Source organism: Stenotrophomonas sp. 05N423 (genome assembly GCF_056397145.1).
This window is the reverse complement of sequence record NZ_JBFTMV010000002.1, coordinates 282,928-300,296: the sequence shown is the minus strand read 5'-3', so window position 1 is coordinate 300,296 and position 17,369 is coordinate 282,928. Positions and strand designations below refer to the sequence as shown.

Annotated in this window: 13 protein-coding genes and 2 tRNA genes; 3 read left to right on the top strand and 12 right to left on the bottom strand. The window is 68.2% G+C overall.

Features of this window, described 5'->3' with window-relative positions:
• Positions 1-41 precede the first annotated feature (41 nt).
• A tRNA-Arg gene (locus AC1DGW_RS05225) sits at positions 42-118 on the top strand.
• Between the two features lie 51 nt (positions 119-169).
• A tRNA-Arg gene (locus AC1DGW_RS05220) sits at positions 170-246 on the top strand.
• 298 nt (positions 247-544) lie between these two features.
• Here AC1DGW_RS05220 and gyrA read toward each other — a convergent pair.
• The 11 genes from gyrA to rpsF form a co-directional block, all read right to left on the bottom strand.
• Entirely contained in the window at positions 545-3,262 is a 2,718-nt protein-coding gene (gyrA, locus tag AC1DGW_RS05215) for a DNA gyrase subunit A (protein ID WP_478020185.1), read from the bottom strand.
• 246 nt (positions 3,263-3,508) lie between these two features.
• Positions 3,509-4,573 carry an S-methyl-5-thioribose-1-phosphate isomerase gene (mtnA, locus tag AC1DGW_RS05210; protein ID WP_478020183.1) on the bottom strand — a complete coding sequence of 355 codons (1,065 nt, stop codon included), beginning with the start codon at positions 4,571-4,573 and terminating at the stop codon, positions 3,509-3,511.
• A gap of 24 nt (positions 4,574-4,597) precedes the next feature.
• Positions 4,598-5,287 (bottom strand): DUF3011 domain-containing protein, encoded by a 690-nt coding sequence (locus AC1DGW_RS05205; protein WP_478020181.1) that lies wholly within the window; start codon positions 5,285-5,287, stop codon positions 4,598-4,600.
• Between the two features lie 180 nt (positions 5,288-5,467).
• Positions 5,468-6,412 (bottom strand): EF-P lysine aminoacylase EpmA, encoded by a 945-nt coding sequence (gene epmA, locus AC1DGW_RS05200; protein WP_478020179.1) that lies wholly within the window; start codon positions 6,410-6,412, stop codon positions 5,468-5,470.
• A gap of 186 nt (positions 6,413-6,598) precedes the next feature.
• Positions 6,599-7,075 carry an N-acetyltransferase family protein gene (locus AC1DGW_RS05195; protein WP_478020177.1) on the bottom strand — a complete coding sequence of 159 codons (477 nt, stop codon included), beginning with the start codon at positions 7,073-7,075 and terminating at the stop codon, positions 6,599-6,601.
• Positions 7,072-9,552, bottom strand: coding sequence for an NAD-dependent DNA ligase LigA (gene ligA, locus AC1DGW_RS05190; protein WP_478020175.1), 2,481 nt, complete (start codon positions 9,550-9,552; stop codon positions 7,072-7,074). Before ligA ends, AC1DGW_RS05195 begins: the two co-directional genes overlap by 4 nt.
• 105 nt (positions 9,553-9,657) lie before the next feature.
• Positions 9,658-10,392 carry a cell division protein ZipA gene (gene zipA / locus AC1DGW_RS05185; RefSeq protein ID WP_478020173.1) on the bottom strand — a complete coding sequence of 245 codons (735 nt, stop codon included), beginning with the start codon at positions 10,390-10,392 and terminating at the stop codon, positions 9,658-9,660.
• A gap of 48 nt (positions 10,393-10,440) precedes the next feature.
• On the bottom strand, positions 10,441-13,944 hold the full coding sequence (gene smc / locus AC1DGW_RS05180; RefSeq protein ID WP_478020171.1) for a chromosome segregation protein SMC: 3,504 nt from the start codon (positions 13,942-13,944) through the stop codon (positions 10,441-10,443).
• 209 nt (positions 13,945-14,153) lie between these two features.
• Complete coding sequence (gene rplI, locus AC1DGW_RS05175) at positions 14,154-14,603, bottom strand: 50S ribosomal protein L9 (RefSeq protein WP_478020168.1); 450 nt, start codon at positions 14,601-14,603, stop codon at positions 14,154-14,156.
• Positions 14,604-14,767: 164 nt separating this feature from the next.
• Positions 14,768-14,998: a 30S ribosomal protein S18 gene (gene rpsR / locus AC1DGW_RS05170; protein ID WP_054666474.1), complete on the bottom strand. Its 231-nt coding sequence runs from the start codon at positions 14,996-14,998 to the stop codon at positions 14,768-14,770.
• An 11-nt stretch (positions 14,999-15,009) separates the two neighbouring features.
• Positions 15,010-15,441 (bottom strand): 30S ribosomal protein S6, encoded by a 432-nt coding sequence (rpsF, locus tag AC1DGW_RS05165; protein WP_478020162.1) that lies wholly within the window; start codon positions 15,439-15,441, stop codon positions 15,010-15,012.
• 259 nt (positions 15,442-15,700) lie between these two features.
• Here rpsF and AC1DGW_RS05160 point away from each other — a divergent pair, with 259 nt between their 5' ends.
• Positions 15,701-16,915: an MFS transporter gene (locus tag AC1DGW_RS05160; protein WP_478020160.1), complete on the top strand. Its 1,215-nt coding sequence runs from the start codon at positions 15,701-15,703 to the stop codon at positions 16,913-16,915.
• Between the two features lie 40 nt (positions 16,916-16,955).
• On the opposite strand, the gene AC1DGW_RS05155 is transcribed toward AC1DGW_RS05160, so the two are convergent.
• Positions 16,956-17,294 (bottom strand): HesB/IscA family protein, encoded by a 339-nt coding sequence (locus tag AC1DGW_RS05155; protein ID WP_478020158.1) that lies wholly within the window; start codon positions 17,292-17,294, stop codon positions 16,956-16,958.
• Positions 17,295-17,369 lie beyond the last annotated feature (75 nt).

Genomic DNA, 17,369 nt, shown 5'->3' with positions numbered 1-17,369 from the left:
ACGCATGCGCGTCATATCCGCATAATTCCGCTCCTGACGACGCGCCCGTAGCTCAGTTGGATAGAGTACCTGGCTACGAACCAGGCGGTCGGGAGTTCGAATCTCTCCGGGCGCACCAGTCGGAACATTGCTCTTGCAGCGTTCCCCGTCAGAAAATTGAAAGTAAAGTGCGCCCGTAGCTCAGTTGGATAGAGTACCTGGCTACGAACCAGGCGGTCGGGAGTTCGAATCTCTCCGGGCGCACCATTACATCGAACAGCAGGCCTTTGGCCTGCTGTTTTTTTTCGTCTCGACGATGGCCCCTCTTTCGCCGGCGCCTGCTGTTCATCCAGCAAGGGGGGGAGCCCCGTACCTGCGCGTCACTCGATGACAGCCCACACCCCGGCTCATCAGTGGCAGGGAAAGAAGACAACAGAAAAACCGCCGGAGCGGTTTTTGACGTCGCCCGCCAATGGCCCGCAAGGTTGTCGCCGTGGATGGCGACAAGAAAAAAGCGCCGGCTTTCACCGGCGCCTTTTCCCTGCCTCATTTCAACCGCTGTCGATCAGGCTTCCGGCGCTTCCGGCGTTATTGCCTGCTCCGTGTCGCCCACGACAGTCTCTTCGTCCGCATCGTCGGCCGACTGCAGCGAGGCATCCAGGCGTTCGACCGCCTGCAGCTTCTCGCCCTTGGACAGGCGGATCAGGGTCACGCCCTGGGTGTTGCGGCCCACGCGCGAGATTTCCGAGCCGCGCGTGCGGACCAGGGTACCGCCATCGGAAATCAGCAGCACTTCGTCGCCCGTGCCCAGCAGCACCGCACTGACCAGCTTGCCGTTGCGCTCGCTGGTCTGGATGCCGATCACACCCTGCGTGCCGCGGCCCTTGCGCGGGTAATCGGCCAGCGGGGTGCGCTTGCCATAACCGTTCTCGGTGGCGGTGAGGATGTACTGCACGCCCGCATCGTCGGTGGACTCGACGATCTCGCCGCCCTCGACCGCCCCGCTCTCACTCGACACGTCCTCGACGCCGCTGTCGTCCTCGCTCTCATCCTCGCCGCCGCCGGCGCTTTCGGCCACGATCAGGCTGACCACTTCCTCGCCCTTGACCATCCTGATGCCGCGCACACCGGTAGCGGTACGCCCCATCGAGCGGACCTTGTCCTCGCCGAAGCGGACAGTCTTGCCGTTGGAAGCGAACAGCAGGATGTCGCGCTCGCCGTCGGTCAGGCCGACACCGACCAGCGCATCGCCTTCATCCAGGTTGATGGCGATCTTGCCGCGCGCCAGGCGGAACGCGAACTCGCTCAGCGGAGTCTTCTTCACCGTGCCGTTGCGGGTGGCGAAGAACACGAAATGGTTGTCGTCGTATTCGCGCACCGGCAGCACCGCCTGCACGCGCTCGCCGTTCTCCAGCGCGATCCAGTTGATGATCGGGCGGCCACGCGCGCTGGAGCCGGCTTCCGGCAGCTGGTACACCGGCAGCCAGAACACCTTGCCGGAGCTGGTGAAGGTCAGCAGCGTGTCATGGGTGTTGACCAGCCACAGCTGCTCGATCGAATCCTCGTCCTTGGTCGCCGCCGCGCTGCGGCCGCGGCCACCGCGCTTCTGCGCGCGGTAGGCCGATACCGGCTGGCGCTTGACGTAGCCGGCGCGCGACAGCGTCACCACCACGTCCTCCGGCGCGATCAGGTCGAGGATGTCCAGGTCTTCCTCGCTGTGGCGGATCTCGGTACGGCGCGCGTCGCCGTACTCGGCGCGCACGCTTTCCAGCTCCTCGCGGATCACCTGCAACAGGCGGTCCGGGTTTTCCAGGATGTGGATCAGTCCGGCGATCACTTCCAGCAGCTGCTTGTATTCCTCGGTGAGCTTGTCCTGCTCCAGGCCGGTAAGGCGGTGCAGGCGCATTTCCAGGATCTGCGTGGCCTGCACGTCGGACAGCTGGTAACTGCCGTTCACCAGGCCGATGCCCTTGGGCAGGTCTTCCGGTCGCGAGGCCTCGGCGCCGGCAGCGCCCAACAGCGCACCGACCAGGCCCGGCGTCCACACCTTGGCGAGCATGCGCTCCTTGGCCTCGGCGGGGTTTGACGAGGTCTTGATCAGTTCGATCATCTCGTCGATGTTGGCCAGCGCGACGGTCAGGCCTTCCAGCACGTGCGCGCGGGCGCGCGCCTTGCGCAGTTCGAAGATGGTGCGGCGGGTGACGACCTCGCGGCGATGGCGGACGAACGCCTCCAGCATCTCCTTGAGGTTCAGCAGCTTCGGGCGGCCGTCGACCAGCGCCACCATGTTGATGCCGAACACCGACTCCATCTGGGTCTGCTGGTACAGGTTGTTCAGCACGACCTCGGCGGACTCGCCGCGCTTGATCTCGATGTAGATGCGCATGCCGTCCTTGTCGGACTCATCGCGCAGCTCGCTGATGCCCTCGAGCTTCTTTTCCTTGACCAGTTCGGCGATCTTCTCGATCAGCCGCGCCTTGTTCACCTGGTACGGAATCTCGGTGACGATGATCGATTCGCGGCCGTTGTCGGCCACTTCGATGTCGGCCTTGGCGCGGATTCGCACGCGGCCGCGGCCGGTACGGTAGCCGTTGATGATGCCCGCGGTGCCGTTGATGATGCCCGCGGTCGGGAAATCAGGGCCCGGGATGTATTCCATCAGGCCGTCGACGTCGATCGACGGGTTGTCGATCAGCGCGATGCAGGCATTGATGGATTCGGTGAGGTTGTGCGGCGGGATGTTGGTGGCCATGCCCACCGCGATGCCGGCCGAACCGTTGACCAGCAGGTTCGGGAAGCGCGTCGGCAGGACCGTCGGCTCCAGTTCCTTCTCGTCGTAATTGGGCTGGAAGTCGACGGTTTCCTTGTCGATGTCGGCCAGCATCTCGTGGCTGATCCGCGACAGGCGCGACTCGGTGTAACGCATCGCCGCCGGGCTGTCGCCGTCGACCGAACCGAAGTTGCCCTGGCCGTCGATCTGCATGTAGCGCAGCGAGAACGGTTGCGCCATGCGCACCAGCGTGTCGTAGACCGCGCTGTCGCCGTGCGGGTGGTATTTACCGATGACGTCACCGACGATGCGCGCCGACTTGTAGTACGGCTTGTTGGCGTGCGCGCCAAGCTCCTGCATCGCGAAGAGGACGCGGCGATGGACCGGCTTGAGGCCGTCGCGGGCGTCGGGGAGCGCGCGCCCCACGATCACGCTCATGGCGTAATCGAGGTAGCTCTTGCGCATCTCGTCTTCCAGGTTGACCTGGATGATTTCCTTGGCGGTTTCTGCCATTCGGATTCCGTATTCTGGTAGCGGTCCGGAGCGGCGCCGACGGCCCTTGTGGGCGGTCCCGGCACAAGCCCGATTCAAGTGGCCGAGTTTACCACACGGCGCCGTCTGCCGCCTCAGGCGGCAGTACTTTTAACGGAATAAATCAGGGACTTAGCCGCCCTTCGCGGCCACTTGCGCCGGTTTGCGCGGAGCGCCGCCCGGCGGCGGCCGCCCGCGCCGATGCGGACGGCGCGCGGGCGGCCGGATTCAGCCGCCGAACGCGGCGCGCATGGCCTCGATATCCGGATCCAGGATCACGCCCTTCTCGGTCACGATGGCATCGATCAGGCTGCCCGGCGTCACGTCGAACACCGGGTTCCAGGCCTGGATGCCTTCGGCCACGGTGCGCACGCCGCCGACGCCGAACAGCTCGCCGGGGTCGCGCTGTTCGATCTCGATTTCATCGCCATGCGCGGTGCCCATGTCCACGGTCGAGGACGGCGCCACCACCATGAACTTCACGCCGTGATGGCGCGCGACGATGGCCAGCTGGTAGGTGCCGATCTTGTTGGCGGTGTCGCCATTGGCGCAGATGCGGTCGGCGCCGACGATCACCCACTGCACCGCGCCGGTCTTCATCAGGTGCGAGGCGGCAGAGTCGGCGACCAGCGTCGCGTCGATGCCGTCCTGCTGCAGTTCCCACACGGTCAGGCGCGCGCCCTGCAGCCACGGCCGGGTCTCGCCGGCGAACACGCGTGCGATGCGCTCCTGCGCCATGCCCGCGCGGATCACGCCCAGCGCGGTGCCGAAGCCGGCCGTGGCCAGCGAGCCGGTGTTGCAGTGGGTCAGCACGCCGCTGCCAGGCGCGATCAGGCCGGCGCCCAGCGCGCCCATGTGGCGGTTGGCGGCAAGGTCTTCGTCGGCGATGGCCTGCGCTTCCAGCGCCAGCACCTGCTTCCAGTCGCTGCCGGCATCAGCCAGCACGCGGCGCATGCGCGCCAGCGCCCAGGCCAGGTTGACCGCGGTCGGACGCGCGGCATTCAGACGCGCCATCGCCGGCGCCAGCGCATGCAACGCAGCGGCGCCATCATCGGCGTCGACCTCGCGCGCGGCCAACACCACGCCCCAGGCGGCAGCGATGCCGATGGCTGGCGCACCACGCACGGTGAGCGCGTGGATGGCCCCGGCGACCGCATCGCTGTCGCGGCACGGCACATGCTCGACGACGAAGGGCAGCTTGCGCTGGTCCAGCAGTTCCAGCGCGTCGCCGGTCCAGCGGATCGGGCGGATATGGTCGTAGCGGGCGTAATCGATGGCGTGGTTCTCGTTCATGGCGCCATTGTATCGGTGCCGCCGTCAGTCGGCGGAAAACTCGGCGCGGCAGCCCTTGTCCACCCAGATGCCGGTGCGGTCCCAGCCCCAGCTGCGGCCCTCCTCGCAGGCGGCATTGGACAACTGCCTGACCAAGGTGACCCTGCGCTCGACGCTCACCCCGCATTCCCTGCGCATCTCGCTCTTCGATTCGCAGGTGACCTGGCGCGGGACGTCAACGAACCCGGAGCCATCCTCAGCGCCGACCTCGAACTGTCCCTGGCAGCCGCGACTCACCCATATCTCGTTGCGCCCGTATCCCCAGGTGCGCCCTTCCCGGCATGGCAGCAGCGACTGCTGGCGGATCAAGCGCACCGGCGCGCCACGCAGCAGTACCGGGCAGGTGACGGTCCTGCCCTTGGATTCGCAACGCACCATGCGCCGCACCAGGCGCGGCCCGGGCGCCGGCTGTTCAGCGGCGAATTCGGCGCGGCAGCCGAGGCTGACCCACACGCCCCGCTCCTCCACGCCCCAGCTGGTCTCGCGGATGCAGCTCTGCGTGGAAAGCTGGCGCACCAGTTGCACGCCGCGCGACACGTCCATCGCGCAACGCTGGAGTGCGCTGCCGTCCGATTCGCAACGCACCACCGGCGCATCCGCGGGCGACGCATCATCCTGCCCGGCCAGGGCCAGCATCGGCATCAGCCACAGCAATGGGCCGCAAACACCTTTCATCCGACCTTCCCACCCTGCAATCCGATGGACTCCGTGGATACAGACTCTGCATCCGCAGACGTGATCAGAGCATCATCCACGGCGCGCAGGCAATACATGCACGAGCGATGCAGCAGAAACGGCAAGACGCGGAATGCGGGAAGGCCAGCGCCCCCATGCCGCCGCCGTGGAAAGACGCGCTCAGGCGCAGGCGAAATCGAAGGCCAGCACATCGGCGATGCGGCCGGTACCGGCCAGCGCCATCAGCAGCCGGTCCACGCCCACCGCCACGCCGGCGCACGGCGGCAATGCCGGCAGTGCGGCCAGGAACGGCTCATCCAGCGGCGGCTGCACGTCGCCGCGCGCGGCACGCACCGCAAGGTCGCGCTGGAAGCGCTGGCGCTGTTCCGCAGCGTCGTTCAGCTCGTGGTAGCCATTGGCCAGCTCCACCGCCCCCAGGTACAGCTCGAAGCGCTCGGCCAGCGCAGGCTCGCCCGGGCGGATGCGGGCCAGCGCGGCCTGCGTGGCCGGCCAGTCGTGGATCACGGTGATGCGGTCGTCCGGGAAATGCGGCTGGATGCGATGGGTCATCAGCAGGTCCAGCCAGTCGTCGCGGGTGAGACCTTCGGGATTGATGCCGATGCCGGCCAGCGGTTCGCGCAGCCGCACTTCGTCGGCGCTGAACGGGTCCACGCCCACCGCGTCGATGAACAGTTCGCGATAGGTCAGCACCTGCAGCGCGGCTTCGCGCCCGACCATCGCCAATGCCGCCCGCACCAGTTCCACCGTCTCGCCGATCAGGCGGTGGTGGTCCCAGCCGACGCGGTACCACTCGAGCATGGTGAACTCGGGGTTGTGGCGGGCACCCGCCTCGCCGTTGCGGAATACCCGGCCCAGTTCGTAGCAGTCGCCGACACCGGCGGCGAGCAGGCGCTTGAGCGGATACTCGGGCGAAGTGCGCAGCCAGCGTACCGGCGAGCCGGCATCGACATGGCCGCTGAAGCGGGTCTGGAAGCCATCGATGTTCGGCTCGGTGTTGCCGGCCGCTGACATGATCGGCGTCTCCACTTCCAGCACGTCGCGGCGCGCGAAGAAATCGCGGATCAGGGCATTCAGGCGCGCGCGCCGGCGCAGGGCCTCGATCATGGCGCACATCCCTGTGCGCCACCCTGCGGGCGGCTTCGCCGTGAAAAACGGCTGTCCTGCCGTCTTTTCATGGCGCACACCTGACCGCCATGGATGGCGGGAATGCCGGTTCTGCAGGAGCAGAAACCGGCCGTGCGCCCCCCTGCGGGCGGCTTCGCTGTGAAAAGCGCCTGTCCTGTCGTTTTTTCATGGATGCAGTCCCTTCGGTGTGGCGGCCAGCGGCAGGGTCAGGATGTCGCGCTCGTCGTCGCGATAGCCGGCCGACAGGTACAGCGCCCTGGCCCTGGCGTTGTGGTGGTTCACTTCCAGCCGCATCACGCTCGCGCCCTCGACGATCGCCCAGTCGCGCGCCAGCGCCAGTGCCAGCCGGCCCCAGCCGCGGCCGCGCGCGGCGGGCGCCAGGTACAGCTCGTCCAGCAGCACGAAGCGGCCGCCCTGCTCCACGCTGAAGCACCAGCCCAGGGTGATATAGCCGGCCTCGGCCACGTCGTCGCCCTCCAGCAGCAGCACCGCCCCGCAGGCCGGTTCGGCCAGCAGCGTGCGCAGGCCGGGCTCGACCAGCGCCGCGTCGTAGGCGATCTGGTCCTCGGCATAGAACGCACGCACCATGGCGAGCAGGCGGGGAAAATCCTCGGGTGCGGCGAGGCGGAAGCGCAGGTTCATGGCTGTTGTCCCTGTCCGGTGAGGAAGGCGAGCAGGCGCGGTTCGTCCCACACCTCCACGCCCAGTTCGTTGGCCTTGTCCAGCTTGGAGCCGGCCTCACTGCCGGCGACCACGAAAGCGGTCTTCTTCGACACGCTGCCGGCGACCTTGGCGCCCAGCGCTTCCAGCCGCGCCTTGGCGGCGTCGCGGGTCAGCACCGACAGCGTGCCGGTCAGCACCACGGTCTGGCCATCCAGCGGTCCGGCCGCCTGCGCGGCCTGCACCGGCGCCAGCTCCAGCAACTGCTGCATTTTCTCTTCGCCCTTGAGCAGCAGTTGCCCATGGTTGTCGCTATCCAGCCATTGCGCCAACCCGCGCGCGGTGTCCTCCGGCAGACCGGCGGCGACGAAGCGCTCCGGTTCGGCGTCGAGGATCTGCTGGCTGGACGGCAGCATGGCCACCAGTTTCTCGGCGCGCAGGCGGGTGATGCCGGGAATCTCGGCCTCGACCAGCAACTGCGGCAGGTCCAGCCCCTCGCGCAGCCGCGCCGATGGCAGGTGAGTGTCGCGGATGCGGACCTGCCCGACCTGCAGCAGGGCATCGATGGCCTGCTGGTTGCCTTCCTGTTCGAAGAAGTGGCCGAGCGAGCGCGCCACCTCGCCGCCGATGTCGGGCACGCGCTTGAACAGCGGCCACGGCAGATGGCGGATCAGCTCCAGGTCGCCGAACCACTGCGCCAGCGCCTTGGCGGTGCTCTCGCCGACATGCTCGATGCCCAGCGCGAACAGCAGCCGCTCCAGCGTGGCGTCGCGGCTGGCGTCGATGGCGGCGATGAGATTGTCGGCCCACTTGGTGGCGATCTTCTTCGTGTTCCATTCGAAGGCCACCGGCAATGCCAACGCCTGCGCGCGCCAGTTGCCGCCTTCACCCTCAAGCCTGAGCACGGCATTGAGCACCGCGCCACTGCCTTCGGCCTGCAGGTGCGGCTTGAGACTGGTGGCCAGCGCGGACGAGTCGTCAGCGTCGAGCACCAGTTTCAGGTGCAGCAGCTGGTCGCGGGTGAGCCGGTACAGGTCGGCGACGCCGCGGACGATGCCGGCATCGACCAGGGTCTCGATGTACCTGTCGCCCAGCCCGTCGATATCCATCGCGCGGCGCGAGGCGAAATGGGCGATGGCTTCCTTGCGCTGCGCCGGGCAGCTCAGTTCGCCCGAGCAGCGCCACACCGCCGCGCCCTCCTCGCGCACGATCTCGGCGCCGCAGACCGGGCAGGCCGCGGGCATCGTCCACTGCTGTGTACCTTCGGGGCGGCGCTCGGCGATGACGCTGACCACTTCGGGAATCACGTCGCCGGCGCGGCGCACGATCACCGTATCGCCCACGCGCACGTCCAGCCGCGCGATCTGGTCGGCGTTGTGCAGGGTGGCATTGGTGACGGTCACCCCGGCCACCTGCACCGGCTGCAGGCGCGCCACCGGCGTGGCCGCGCCGGTGCGGCCGATCTGGATCTCGATCGCCTCGACCGTGGTGGTCTGTTCCTGCGCCGGGAACTTGTGCGCGATGGCCCAGCGCGGCGCACGGGCGACGTAACCCATCTCCTGCTGGCCGTCGCGGTCGTCGAGCTTGTAGACCACGCCGTCGATGTCGAAGGCCAGTCCGTCGCGGCGCGCGCCGATGTCGCGGTAGTAGTCGAGCAGGCCATCGGCGCCCTCGACCACGCGGCACAGGTCGCTGACCGGGAACCCCCACTGCGCCAGCTGCGCCAGCGTCGCCGAATGCGTGGCCGGCAGTCCGCCGCCGTCGACCTCACCGGTGCCGTAGGCGAAGAAGCTCAACGGTCGCTGCGCGCTGACCTTCGGGTCGAGCTGGCGCAGCGAACCGGCCGCGCCGTTGCGCGGGTTGGCCAGCACCTTGCCGCCGTGCAGTCGCGCCTGCTCGTTGTATTTCTCGAAATCCGCGCGCGGCATATAGATCTCGCCGCGCACCTCCAGCACCGCCGGCCAGCCTTCGCCGTCGAGCCGGGCGGGAATCACCCGGATCTGGCGCAGGTTGGCGGTGACATCCTCGCCGGTGGCGCCGTCGCCGCGGGTCGCGCCCTGCACGAACACGCCATCCTCGTAGCGCAGGCTGATCGCCAGGCCGTCGAGCTTGGGCTCGGCCGAGAACAGCAGATGGCGCCGATGCAGGCGCTCGTCGATGCGGCGCACGAAGTCGCGCACCTCCTCGTCGCTGAAGGCATTGCCCAACGACAGCATCGGCATCGCGTGCACCACCTCGGCGAAGCGCGAGGACGGCTTGCCGCCGACCTGGTGGCTGGGCGAATCAGCATTGTCCAGCTGCGGATGCACCGCTTCCAGCGCCTCCAGCTCGCGCATCAGCCGGTCGTAGTCGGCGTCGGGAATCAGCTGCTCGTCGCGCTCGTGGTAGGCCTGTGCGGCCGTGGCCAGCTGCTGGCGGAGTTCGGCGATGCGCTGGCGGGCGGTGGCGTCGGAAGTCATGCGCCGATTTTACCCGCGCACGGGTGTATGCAATGCGTGTGGCGGGCAGCGGAAACGGAAAGGGGCGCCGCAAGCGGCGCCCCTTCCTGGCTCATCCGGCCGGATTCACCAGCGCGGCGGCTTGGTCAGCGGCGGTGCCTGGTGCTGGCGGTCGTAGGCGCGCAGTTCGTCGCGGATGTGGGCGATGCGCTGGCGGCCCAGCGCGTTGCGGCTGTCGTCCAGCACCACGCCGTCCAGCAGCTCGGCCATGCGCTGCACGGTGGGCAGCATCTTCTCCCAGGCATCGAGCGCGGTCATCGGCGCCGGCAGGGTCAGGAAGAAGGCGATGGCCGGGGTTTCCATCTCGCGGATGTGGGCCATGTCGAAGCTGCCCGGCTTCATGATGCTGGCCATGCTGAAGATCGGCCCGCGCTCGGAGTGGCCTTCGACCAGGCGGTGGAAGACATTCATGTAGCCGAACACCAGGCCGGTCTTCTCGGCGGCGACCACGATATCCTCGCCGCGCAGCGACAGGCCGGCGCGCGCGGCCACGTACAGCGAGACGATCTTGTCGAAATCCTGATTGGCGCGCTTGCCCAGTTCGCTGCCGGCCGCTTCCACATCCGGCAATCCCAGTTCCTGCTGGGCCACTTCGGCGCCGGCTTCCGCATCGGCCGGCGCGTCGCCGCCTTCGCCCTCCGCACCCAGCACCGGTTCGCGCCGTGGCCGCTCGCCGCTTTCCACCGGCTCGCGGCGCTTGCCCTGCGCCGGCTTCTTCGGCCGCCCGAACAGGAAGATCGCCGCGATCAGCAGCACTCCGGCGGCCAGGATGCCGATACGCAACAGTGCCATGTCGGACATGCGGTGGGTTCTCCGGTCAACGTGTTCAGGTCTATAAAGAATGGCACGTCAGGCCGCGCCCGCCAAACGCGCGGCTTCCTCAAGGTCCACGCTGACCAGGCGGCTGACGCCCGGCTCGCGCATGGTGACGCCGGAAAGCTGGTGTGCGGCTTCCATCGTCGCCTTGTTGTGGCTGACGAACAGGAACTGCACCTTTTCACTCATCTCCTTGACCATGTTGGCCAGGCGGCCGACGTTGGCCTCGTCCAGCGGCGCGTCCACCTCGTCGAGCAGGCAGAACGGCGCCGGGTTGAGCTGGAAGATGGCGAACACCAGCGCCACAGCGGTCATCGCCTTCTCGCCGCCGGACAGCAGCGAGATGCTGGACACGCGCTTGCCCGGCGGGCGCGCCATGATGGTCACGCCCGTGTCGAGCAGGTCCTCGCCGGTCAGTTCCAGATAGGCGTGGCCGCCGCCGAACAGGCGCGGGTACAGCGCCTGCACGCCGGCGTTGACGCGGTCGAAGGTGTCCTTGAAGCGGCCGCGGGTCTCGCGGTCGATCTTGCGGATCGCCTCTTCCAGCGTTTCCAGCGCGGTGGTCAGGTCCACGTTCTGCGATTCCAGGTACTCCGAGCGCTGCGAGGCCTCGCCGTACTCGTGGATGGCGGCGAGGTTGACCGGCTCCAGCCTGCGCATGCGCGCATCGATCTGCTGCACCGCCTGCTCCCATTCGCCGATGCGCGCCTCCTCGGGCAGGGTGTTGACCACGTCCTCCAGCACGAAGCCGGCCTTCTCCACCGCCGCCTGCAGCTGCTCGGCGCTGAGCACCAGCGCCTGCTGGTCGAGCCGGCGCTGGGAAATGCGCTCGCGCTGCGCCAGCGCCTGTTCGTCGCGCTGGTGGCGGGTCTGCTCCAGCGTGCGCAGCTCGGCATCGATGCCGTCCAGCTGCGCGCGCGCCTCGGCCAGCACGCGGTCCACGCGCACGCGCTCGCCCAGGGTGTTCTGGTGCTCGACCTCCAGCGCCTGCACCGGCGTGTCGCCCTGGTCCAGCTGCGAATGCAGCTCGCCCAGGCGCGTGTCCAGCTGGCCACGCTGGGTGCTCATGCGTTCCAGCGCCTGCGACAGCGAGGCGATCTGCGCGCGTTGCGATTCCAGGGTCAGCGCCAGCGCGTGCATGCCGTCGCGCACGTTGCGCGCGGCGTCGCGCGCCAGATCGCGGGCCTCGGTCAGCTGGCGGCGCTCGCCTTCCAGCGCCTGCCGCGTGGTTTCCAGGTCGCCCATGCTGGACACGGCGTCTTCCAGCCGCACGCGCGCCTCGCCGGCCTGCTCGCGGCTGTTGTCCAGCGCTTCCAGCAACTGTGCAAGTTCGGCCTCGATGCGCTCGATGCGGGTGCGCGCCGATTCCAGCCGGCCGCGCTGGCTCTGCATCTGCCCGGCCAGTTCCGAAGCGCCGCGATGGGCCTGGTACAGCGCCCGCTGCGCTTCCTCGCGCTGCTGCTCGGCGGCCAGCAGCTGTTCACGGAACGCACCGAGCTGGCGCTCGAGTTCGCCTTCGCGCTCCTGCAGGCCTTCGATCTGCTCGCGCAGGGTGACGATCTCGCGCTCGCGCAGCAGGGCACCCTGCTTGGCCGCGCCCTGCCGCGACACCCGCACCCAGCCTTCGCCGAGGCGCTCGCCGTTGCGGGTGATGATCGAATCGCCCTCGTCCAGCCGTCGCTGCAGGTCGCGCGCGGCGGCCAGATCCTCGGCACCATGCAGGCGCGCCAGCAGGCGACGGATCGCCAGCGGTCCCTGCACGCGCGCGGCCAGCGAGGTCGGCGCGAAATCGGCGCTGCCTCCGGCATCGGACACCAGCGCGATGCGGCCCTCGCCCAGTTCGCCCAGCGCATCGACCAGCGCTTCGGGCGCATCGACCAGCACGCCCTCGATCAACTGGCCCAGCGCGCTTTCCACCGCGTTTTCCCAGCCGCTTTCGACAGTGATGCGCTCGCCGACACGCGCGGCCGAATCCAGCCCCTGCGCCTTCAGCCAGGCGACCGCGGCGCCCTGCTCCTGGCCCAGCGCGGCCTGCTGCAGGGTTTCCAGCGAAGACAGTCGACCGCGTGCGGCCTGCGCCTGCTTGCGCACTTCGGCCAGTTCGGCCTGGCTGGTACGCTGCCGCTCCTGCAGCGTCGCCGCGCTTTCCTTGCGCAGTTCCACCTGTTCGTTCAGTTCGTCCAGCGCCGCGGCCTGCGATTCGTGCTGCAGCTGCAGCTGCTCGAATGCCTCGGCCAGCGCTTCCACGTCGAGACCGGCGCGCTCGGCCGCCAGCGCCTCGCGGCGGCGGTCGGCCTCCAGGATCTGGCGATCGAGATAATCGACGCGGGTGCGCTCCACTTCGCCCGAACGGGTGGCTTCGGAGGTATTGCGGTTGTGCGCCTCCCAGCGCTGCTGCCAGTCGTGCAGCGCGGCCTCGGCTTCGCGCAGCCCTTCCTGGCGGAATTCGTTCTCTTCCTGCTGCTGTTCCAGCTGCGGCTCGGCGTCCGCCACCGCCTCGCGCAGCACCATCAGCCGCGCTTCGTCGCCACTGATGTGCTGGCCCAGCTCGGCCAGGGCCTGACGGGTCTCGTCGCGCGCCTTGTGCAGGCGCTGCGCCATCTCGCGCTGGTGCTGGATCTGCTGTTCCAGCCGGGCCAGCGTGCTGCCGACCTGGTAGACGTCGGCCTGCGCGCGGGCCAGCGTCTCGGCTGCTTCCTCGCGGCGCACGCGGCCGGTCTCGATGCGGCTCTCGGCTTCGCGCTGTTCGGCGATCAGCTGCTGCAGTTTGGTTTCCTCGCGCGCCAATGCCTCGCGCAAGCCGCCCAGGCGGGTATCCAGCCCGCGGTACTCCAGCGCCTTCCATTCGGCGTCCTTGACCCGGCGCTCTTCCTGCAGGGCCTGGTACTGCTCGGCCTGGCGCGCCTGCCGGCGGAGGTGCTCGAGCTGCTTGCCGATTTCCTCGCGCAGGTCGTTGAGCCGGTCAAGGTTTTCGCGGGTATGGCGGATGCGGGTCTCGGTCTCCTTGCGGCGCTCCTTGTACTTGGAGATGCCGGCCGCCTCTTCCAGGTAGACGCGCAGGTCTTCCGGGCGCGCCTCGATGATCTGGCTGATCATGCCCTGCTCGATGATCGAGTAGCTGCGCGGGCCCAGGCCGGTACCGAGGAACAGGTCGGTGATGTCGCGGCGCCGGCACTTGGTGCCGTTGAGGTAGTAGTTGCTGCTGCCGTCGCGGCTGACCAGGCGCTTGACCGAGATCTCGTTGAACGCGGCGTACTCGCCGGCGATGGTGTGGTCGGTGTTGTCGAAGATCAGTTCGACCGTGGCCTGCGACACGGGTTTGCGCCCGGCCGAGCCGGAGAAGATCACGTCGGTCAGCGAATCGCCACGCAGGCGGCTGGCCGAACTTTCGCCCATCACCCAGCGCACCGCATCGATGATGTTGGACTTGCCGCAGCCGTTGGGCCCGACCACGCCGGTCATGTTGGTCGGCAGGTGCAGCGTCGTGGGATCGACGAACGACTTGAAACCGGAAAGTTTGATCGTGGATAGACGCATGTGGCAGGAGGTTCCAGTGCCGGGCCGAGGGGGCGGCACCGTGGGTTTTCCGGGGAATCAGGGGTGGGTGGATCGCAATCCGCAGGGAGTATAAGCCCCTCTCCCGCCAGGGCGCCGGCCCGGGGGCATGCCCCGCCGCCACGGGGGAAAGGATAAAAAGAACGGGCGCCTTGCGGCGCCCGTTCCGGATACAGCTTGAACCGCAGGGATCAGGCGTCGGCTTCGACGATGACCTTGACGGTGGCTTCCACGTCGGCGTGCAGCTTGATGACGACGTCGTACTCGCCGACAGCGCGGAAAGCGCCTTCGCCGAGGATGACTTCGCTCTTTTCCAGCGGCAGGCCGGCGGCGGTGAAAGCCTCGGCGATGTCGCGCGGGCCGACCGAACCGTACAGCTTGCCTTCGGTCGACGCGTGGGCGCCGATGGTGACGCTGGCGTCGGCGAACTTGGCGGCGCGGGCTTCGGCACCGTCATGCGAGGCCTTGGCCTTGGCTTCGTACTCGGCGCGCTTGGCTTCGAAGGAAGCAACGTTGGCCTCGGTGGCCGGCACGGCCTTGCCCTGCGGCACGAGGTAGTTGCGGCCGTAGCCCGGCTTCACGTCGACCAGATCGCCCAGGTTGCCCAGGTTGGTCACTTTCTGCAGAAGAATCAGCTTCATTTTCTTGCTCCGTTATTCGTTAGCGATGCACCGTAGGTGCACCGCAACGCTTGCTGTCCGAATGGACGGGGTGAGGCCAGGAGTGAGTCAAGAGGAGTGAGAAGCGAGAGAAAACATCTCACTCCTCACTTCTGCGGCGCTCGCGCCGCCACTCACTTCTGTTCTCAGACGTCGTGGTTGTCCGTGTACGGGATCAGCGCCAGGAAACGGGCGCGCTTGACCGCCGTGGACAGCTGACGCTGGTACTTGGACTTGGTGCCGGTGACGCGGCTCGGCACGATCTTGCCGTTCTCGGTCAGGTACTGGCGCAGGGTGTTGAGATCCTTGTAGTCGATCTCCTTCACACCTTCAGCCGTGAACTTGCAGAACTTGCGGCGACGGAAGAACTTGGACATGAGCTGACTCCTTATTCGGCAGAGGCGGCGTCGTCGCCGGCTTCTTCATTGTTGGAATTGGCAGCTTCGTCGTCGTCGCGACGGCGGCGCTCGCCACGCTCGGGCTTGTCGCCCTTCTCGTCCTTGCTCTTCATGATCAGCGACTGCTCGGTGTCGGCCTCGTCACGCTTGATGACCAGGTTGCGCAGCACGGCGTCGTTGAAGCGGAAGCTTTCGGTCAGTTCGTTCAGCACCGACTGGTCGGCTTCGATGTTCATCAGAACATAGTGGGCCTTGACCAGGTTCTGGATCGGATAGGCCAGCTGGCGGCGGCCCCAGTCTTCCAGACGGTGGATCTTGCCGTTGCCGTTCTCGACCAGCGACTTGTAGCGCTCGACCATGGCCGGGACCTGTTCGCTCTGGTCCGGGTGGACCAGGAACACGACTTCGTAATGACGACTCATGTTTTTCTACCTTTCGGATGTAGCCCTGTCGGGCCGGACAGCCCCCCGCCATGGAACGCGGTGGGGCAAGGATCCCCGCACAAGGAGCGCAGGGAGCCGCGCATTATCCACTGCACGCGCGCGCCAGACAAGTCGACCCTGTGCGGGACCGATCCGGGCCTGAACACAGCGTTCGCCCTGCGCGCCGGCTCCGGCACATTCTTTGCTGCGCCGCAATATTACAATCGGGAACCGTTTCCACGCCGATCCCGGATACGCCGTGCCCTCCCCCTCTTCCCTGGCCGCGACGCTGAACCCGCGGCAACGCACCCTCATCCTGCTGGCCCTGTCCCTGGGCGGCTTCGCCATCGGCACCAGCGAGTTCGCCAGCATGGGCCTGATGCTGGACATCAGCCGCGGGCTGGCGATCAGCGAGGCCCAGGTGGGCCACTTGATCAGCGCCTACGCCATCGGCGTGGTGGTCGGCGCGCCATTGCTGGCCTTCGCCGGCGCCGGCGTCAGCCGCCGCACCCTGTTGCTCTGGCTGATGGGCTTCTACGCGGCCGGCAACCTGGCCAGCGCTCTGGCGCCCAACTACGCCACCATGCTGCTGGCGCGCTTCGTGGCCGGTCTGCCGCACGGCGCCTATTTCGGCGTGGCGATGCTGGTGGCCGCCTCGATCAGCCCGCCCGAGCAGCGCGGCGCAGCGGTCTCGCGGGTGCTGCTGGGCCTGTCCGTCGCCATCCTGGTCGGCAACCCACTGACCACCTGGCTCGGCCAGCAGTTCGTCTGGCGCACCGCCTTCGCCCTGGTCAGCCTGCTGGCACTGGCCACCGTGGCGATGGTCGCGCGCCACCTCCGCCCCGATCCGGACGAGGTCCGCACCTCGCCGATGCGCGAACTGCGCGCCTTCAACCGCGCGCAGGTGTGGCTGGCGCTGGCGATCGGCGCGATCGGCTTCGCCGGCATGTTCTGCGTGTTCACCTACCTGGCGCCGACCCTGGTCAACGTCACTGGCGTGCACGAGCGCTGGATGCCGGTGGCGGTGGGCCTGTTCGGCGTGGGCGCGATCATCGGCAACGTGGCCGGCGGCTGGCTGGTCGACCGCCTGCAGTTCCGCGCCGCTGGCGTACTGCTGGCGTGGTCGATCCTGGTCCTGATGCTGTTCCCGCTGGCCGCCCGCTCGGGCTGGGCCATGGCCCCGGCGATCATCGCGGTCGGCACCATGGGCGCGCTCGCCGTCGCCCTGCAGACCCGGCTGATGGACGCGGCCGGCGAGGCGCAGACCCTGGCCGCAGCCTCCAACCACGCCGCGTTCAATACCGCCAATGCGCTCGGCCCCTGGCTTGGCGGCATGGCGATTGGCGCCGGCTACGGCCATGCCTCCACCGGTTACGTGGGTGCGGCTACCGCTGCGATCGGCCTGCTGCTGTGGATCGCGGCGACCTGGCTGGACCGCCGCCGCGCGGCGCGGCCGCTGGCCTGCTGCCAGTGAACCGCCGGGCGCGGCCGAGGCGGCGCCCTCCCGCTCCGCCTCAGCGGTGGGTTTCGTCGGTGGTGAAGCTCTCGCCGCAGCCGCACTCGGCGGTGGCGTTGGGGTTGTTGAAGGTGAAGGTCTCGCTCAGGCCCTGTTTGCCGAAGTCGATCTCGGTGCCGTCCACCAGGGCCAGGCTGTCGGCGTCGACGAAGATGCGCACGCCGTCCTGTTCGAACACGGTGTCGTCCTCGCGCTGTTCGCGCGCCAGGTCGGTGATGTGGCCCCAGCCCGAGCAGCCGGTGCGGGTCACGCCGAAACGCAGGCCCAGCGCGCCGGGCGTCTGCTCGACGAAACGCTGGACGCGGGCGAAGGCGACGGGAGTGAGATGGATGGCCATGGGGGAACGACTCCGGGGAATTGCGGGGGCGATTATAGGAAAACCCGGCTGTACGAGCCCCGGATGGCGGATTCC

Coding starts and splice junctions, on each gene's coding strand:
- mtnA (WP_478020183.1), bottom strand. CDS start 4,573: ATGAACGAGAACCACGCCATCGATTACGCCCGCTACGACCATATCCGC.
- smc (WP_478020171.1), bottom strand. CDS start 13,944: ATGCGTCTATCCACGATCAAACTTTCCGGTTTCAAGTCGTTCGTCGAT.
- AC1DGW_RS05195 (WP_478020177.1), bottom strand. CDS start 7,075: ATGAACCTGCGCTTCCGCCTCGCCGCACCCGAGGATTTTCCCCGCCTG.
- rpsF (WP_478020162.1), bottom strand. CDS start 15,441: ATGAGTCGTCATTACGAAGTCGTGTTCCTGGTCCACCCGGACCAGAGC.
- epmA (WP_478020179.1), bottom strand. CDS start 6,412: ATGATCGAGGCCCTGCGCCGGCGCGCGCGCCTGAATGCCCTGATCCGC.
- ligA (WP_478020175.1), bottom strand. CDS start 9,552: ATGACTTCCGACGCCACCGCCCGCCAGCGCATCGCCGAACTCCGCCAG.
- zipA (WP_478020173.1), bottom strand. CDS start 10,392: ATGTCCGACATGGCACTGTTGCGTATCGGCATCCTGGCCGCCGGAGTG.
- rplI (WP_478020168.1), bottom strand. CDS start 14,603: ATGAAGCTGATTCTTCTGCAGAAAGTGACCAACCTGGGCAACCTGGGC.
- AC1DGW_RS05205 (WP_478020181.1), bottom strand. CDS start 5,287: ATGAAAGGTGTTTGCGGCCCATTGCTGTGGCTGATGCCGATGCTGGCC.
- rpsR (WP_054666474.1), bottom strand. CDS start 14,998: ATGTCCAAGTTCTTCCGTCGCCGCAAGTTCTGCAAGTTCACGGCTGAA.
- AC1DGW_RS05155 (WP_478020158.1), bottom strand. CDS start 17,294: ATGGCCATCCATCTCACTCCCGTCGCCTTCGCCCGCGTCCAGCGTTTC.
- gyrA (WP_478020185.1), bottom strand. CDS start 3,262: ATGGCAGAAACCGCCAAGGAAATCATCCAGGTCAACCTGGAAGACGAG.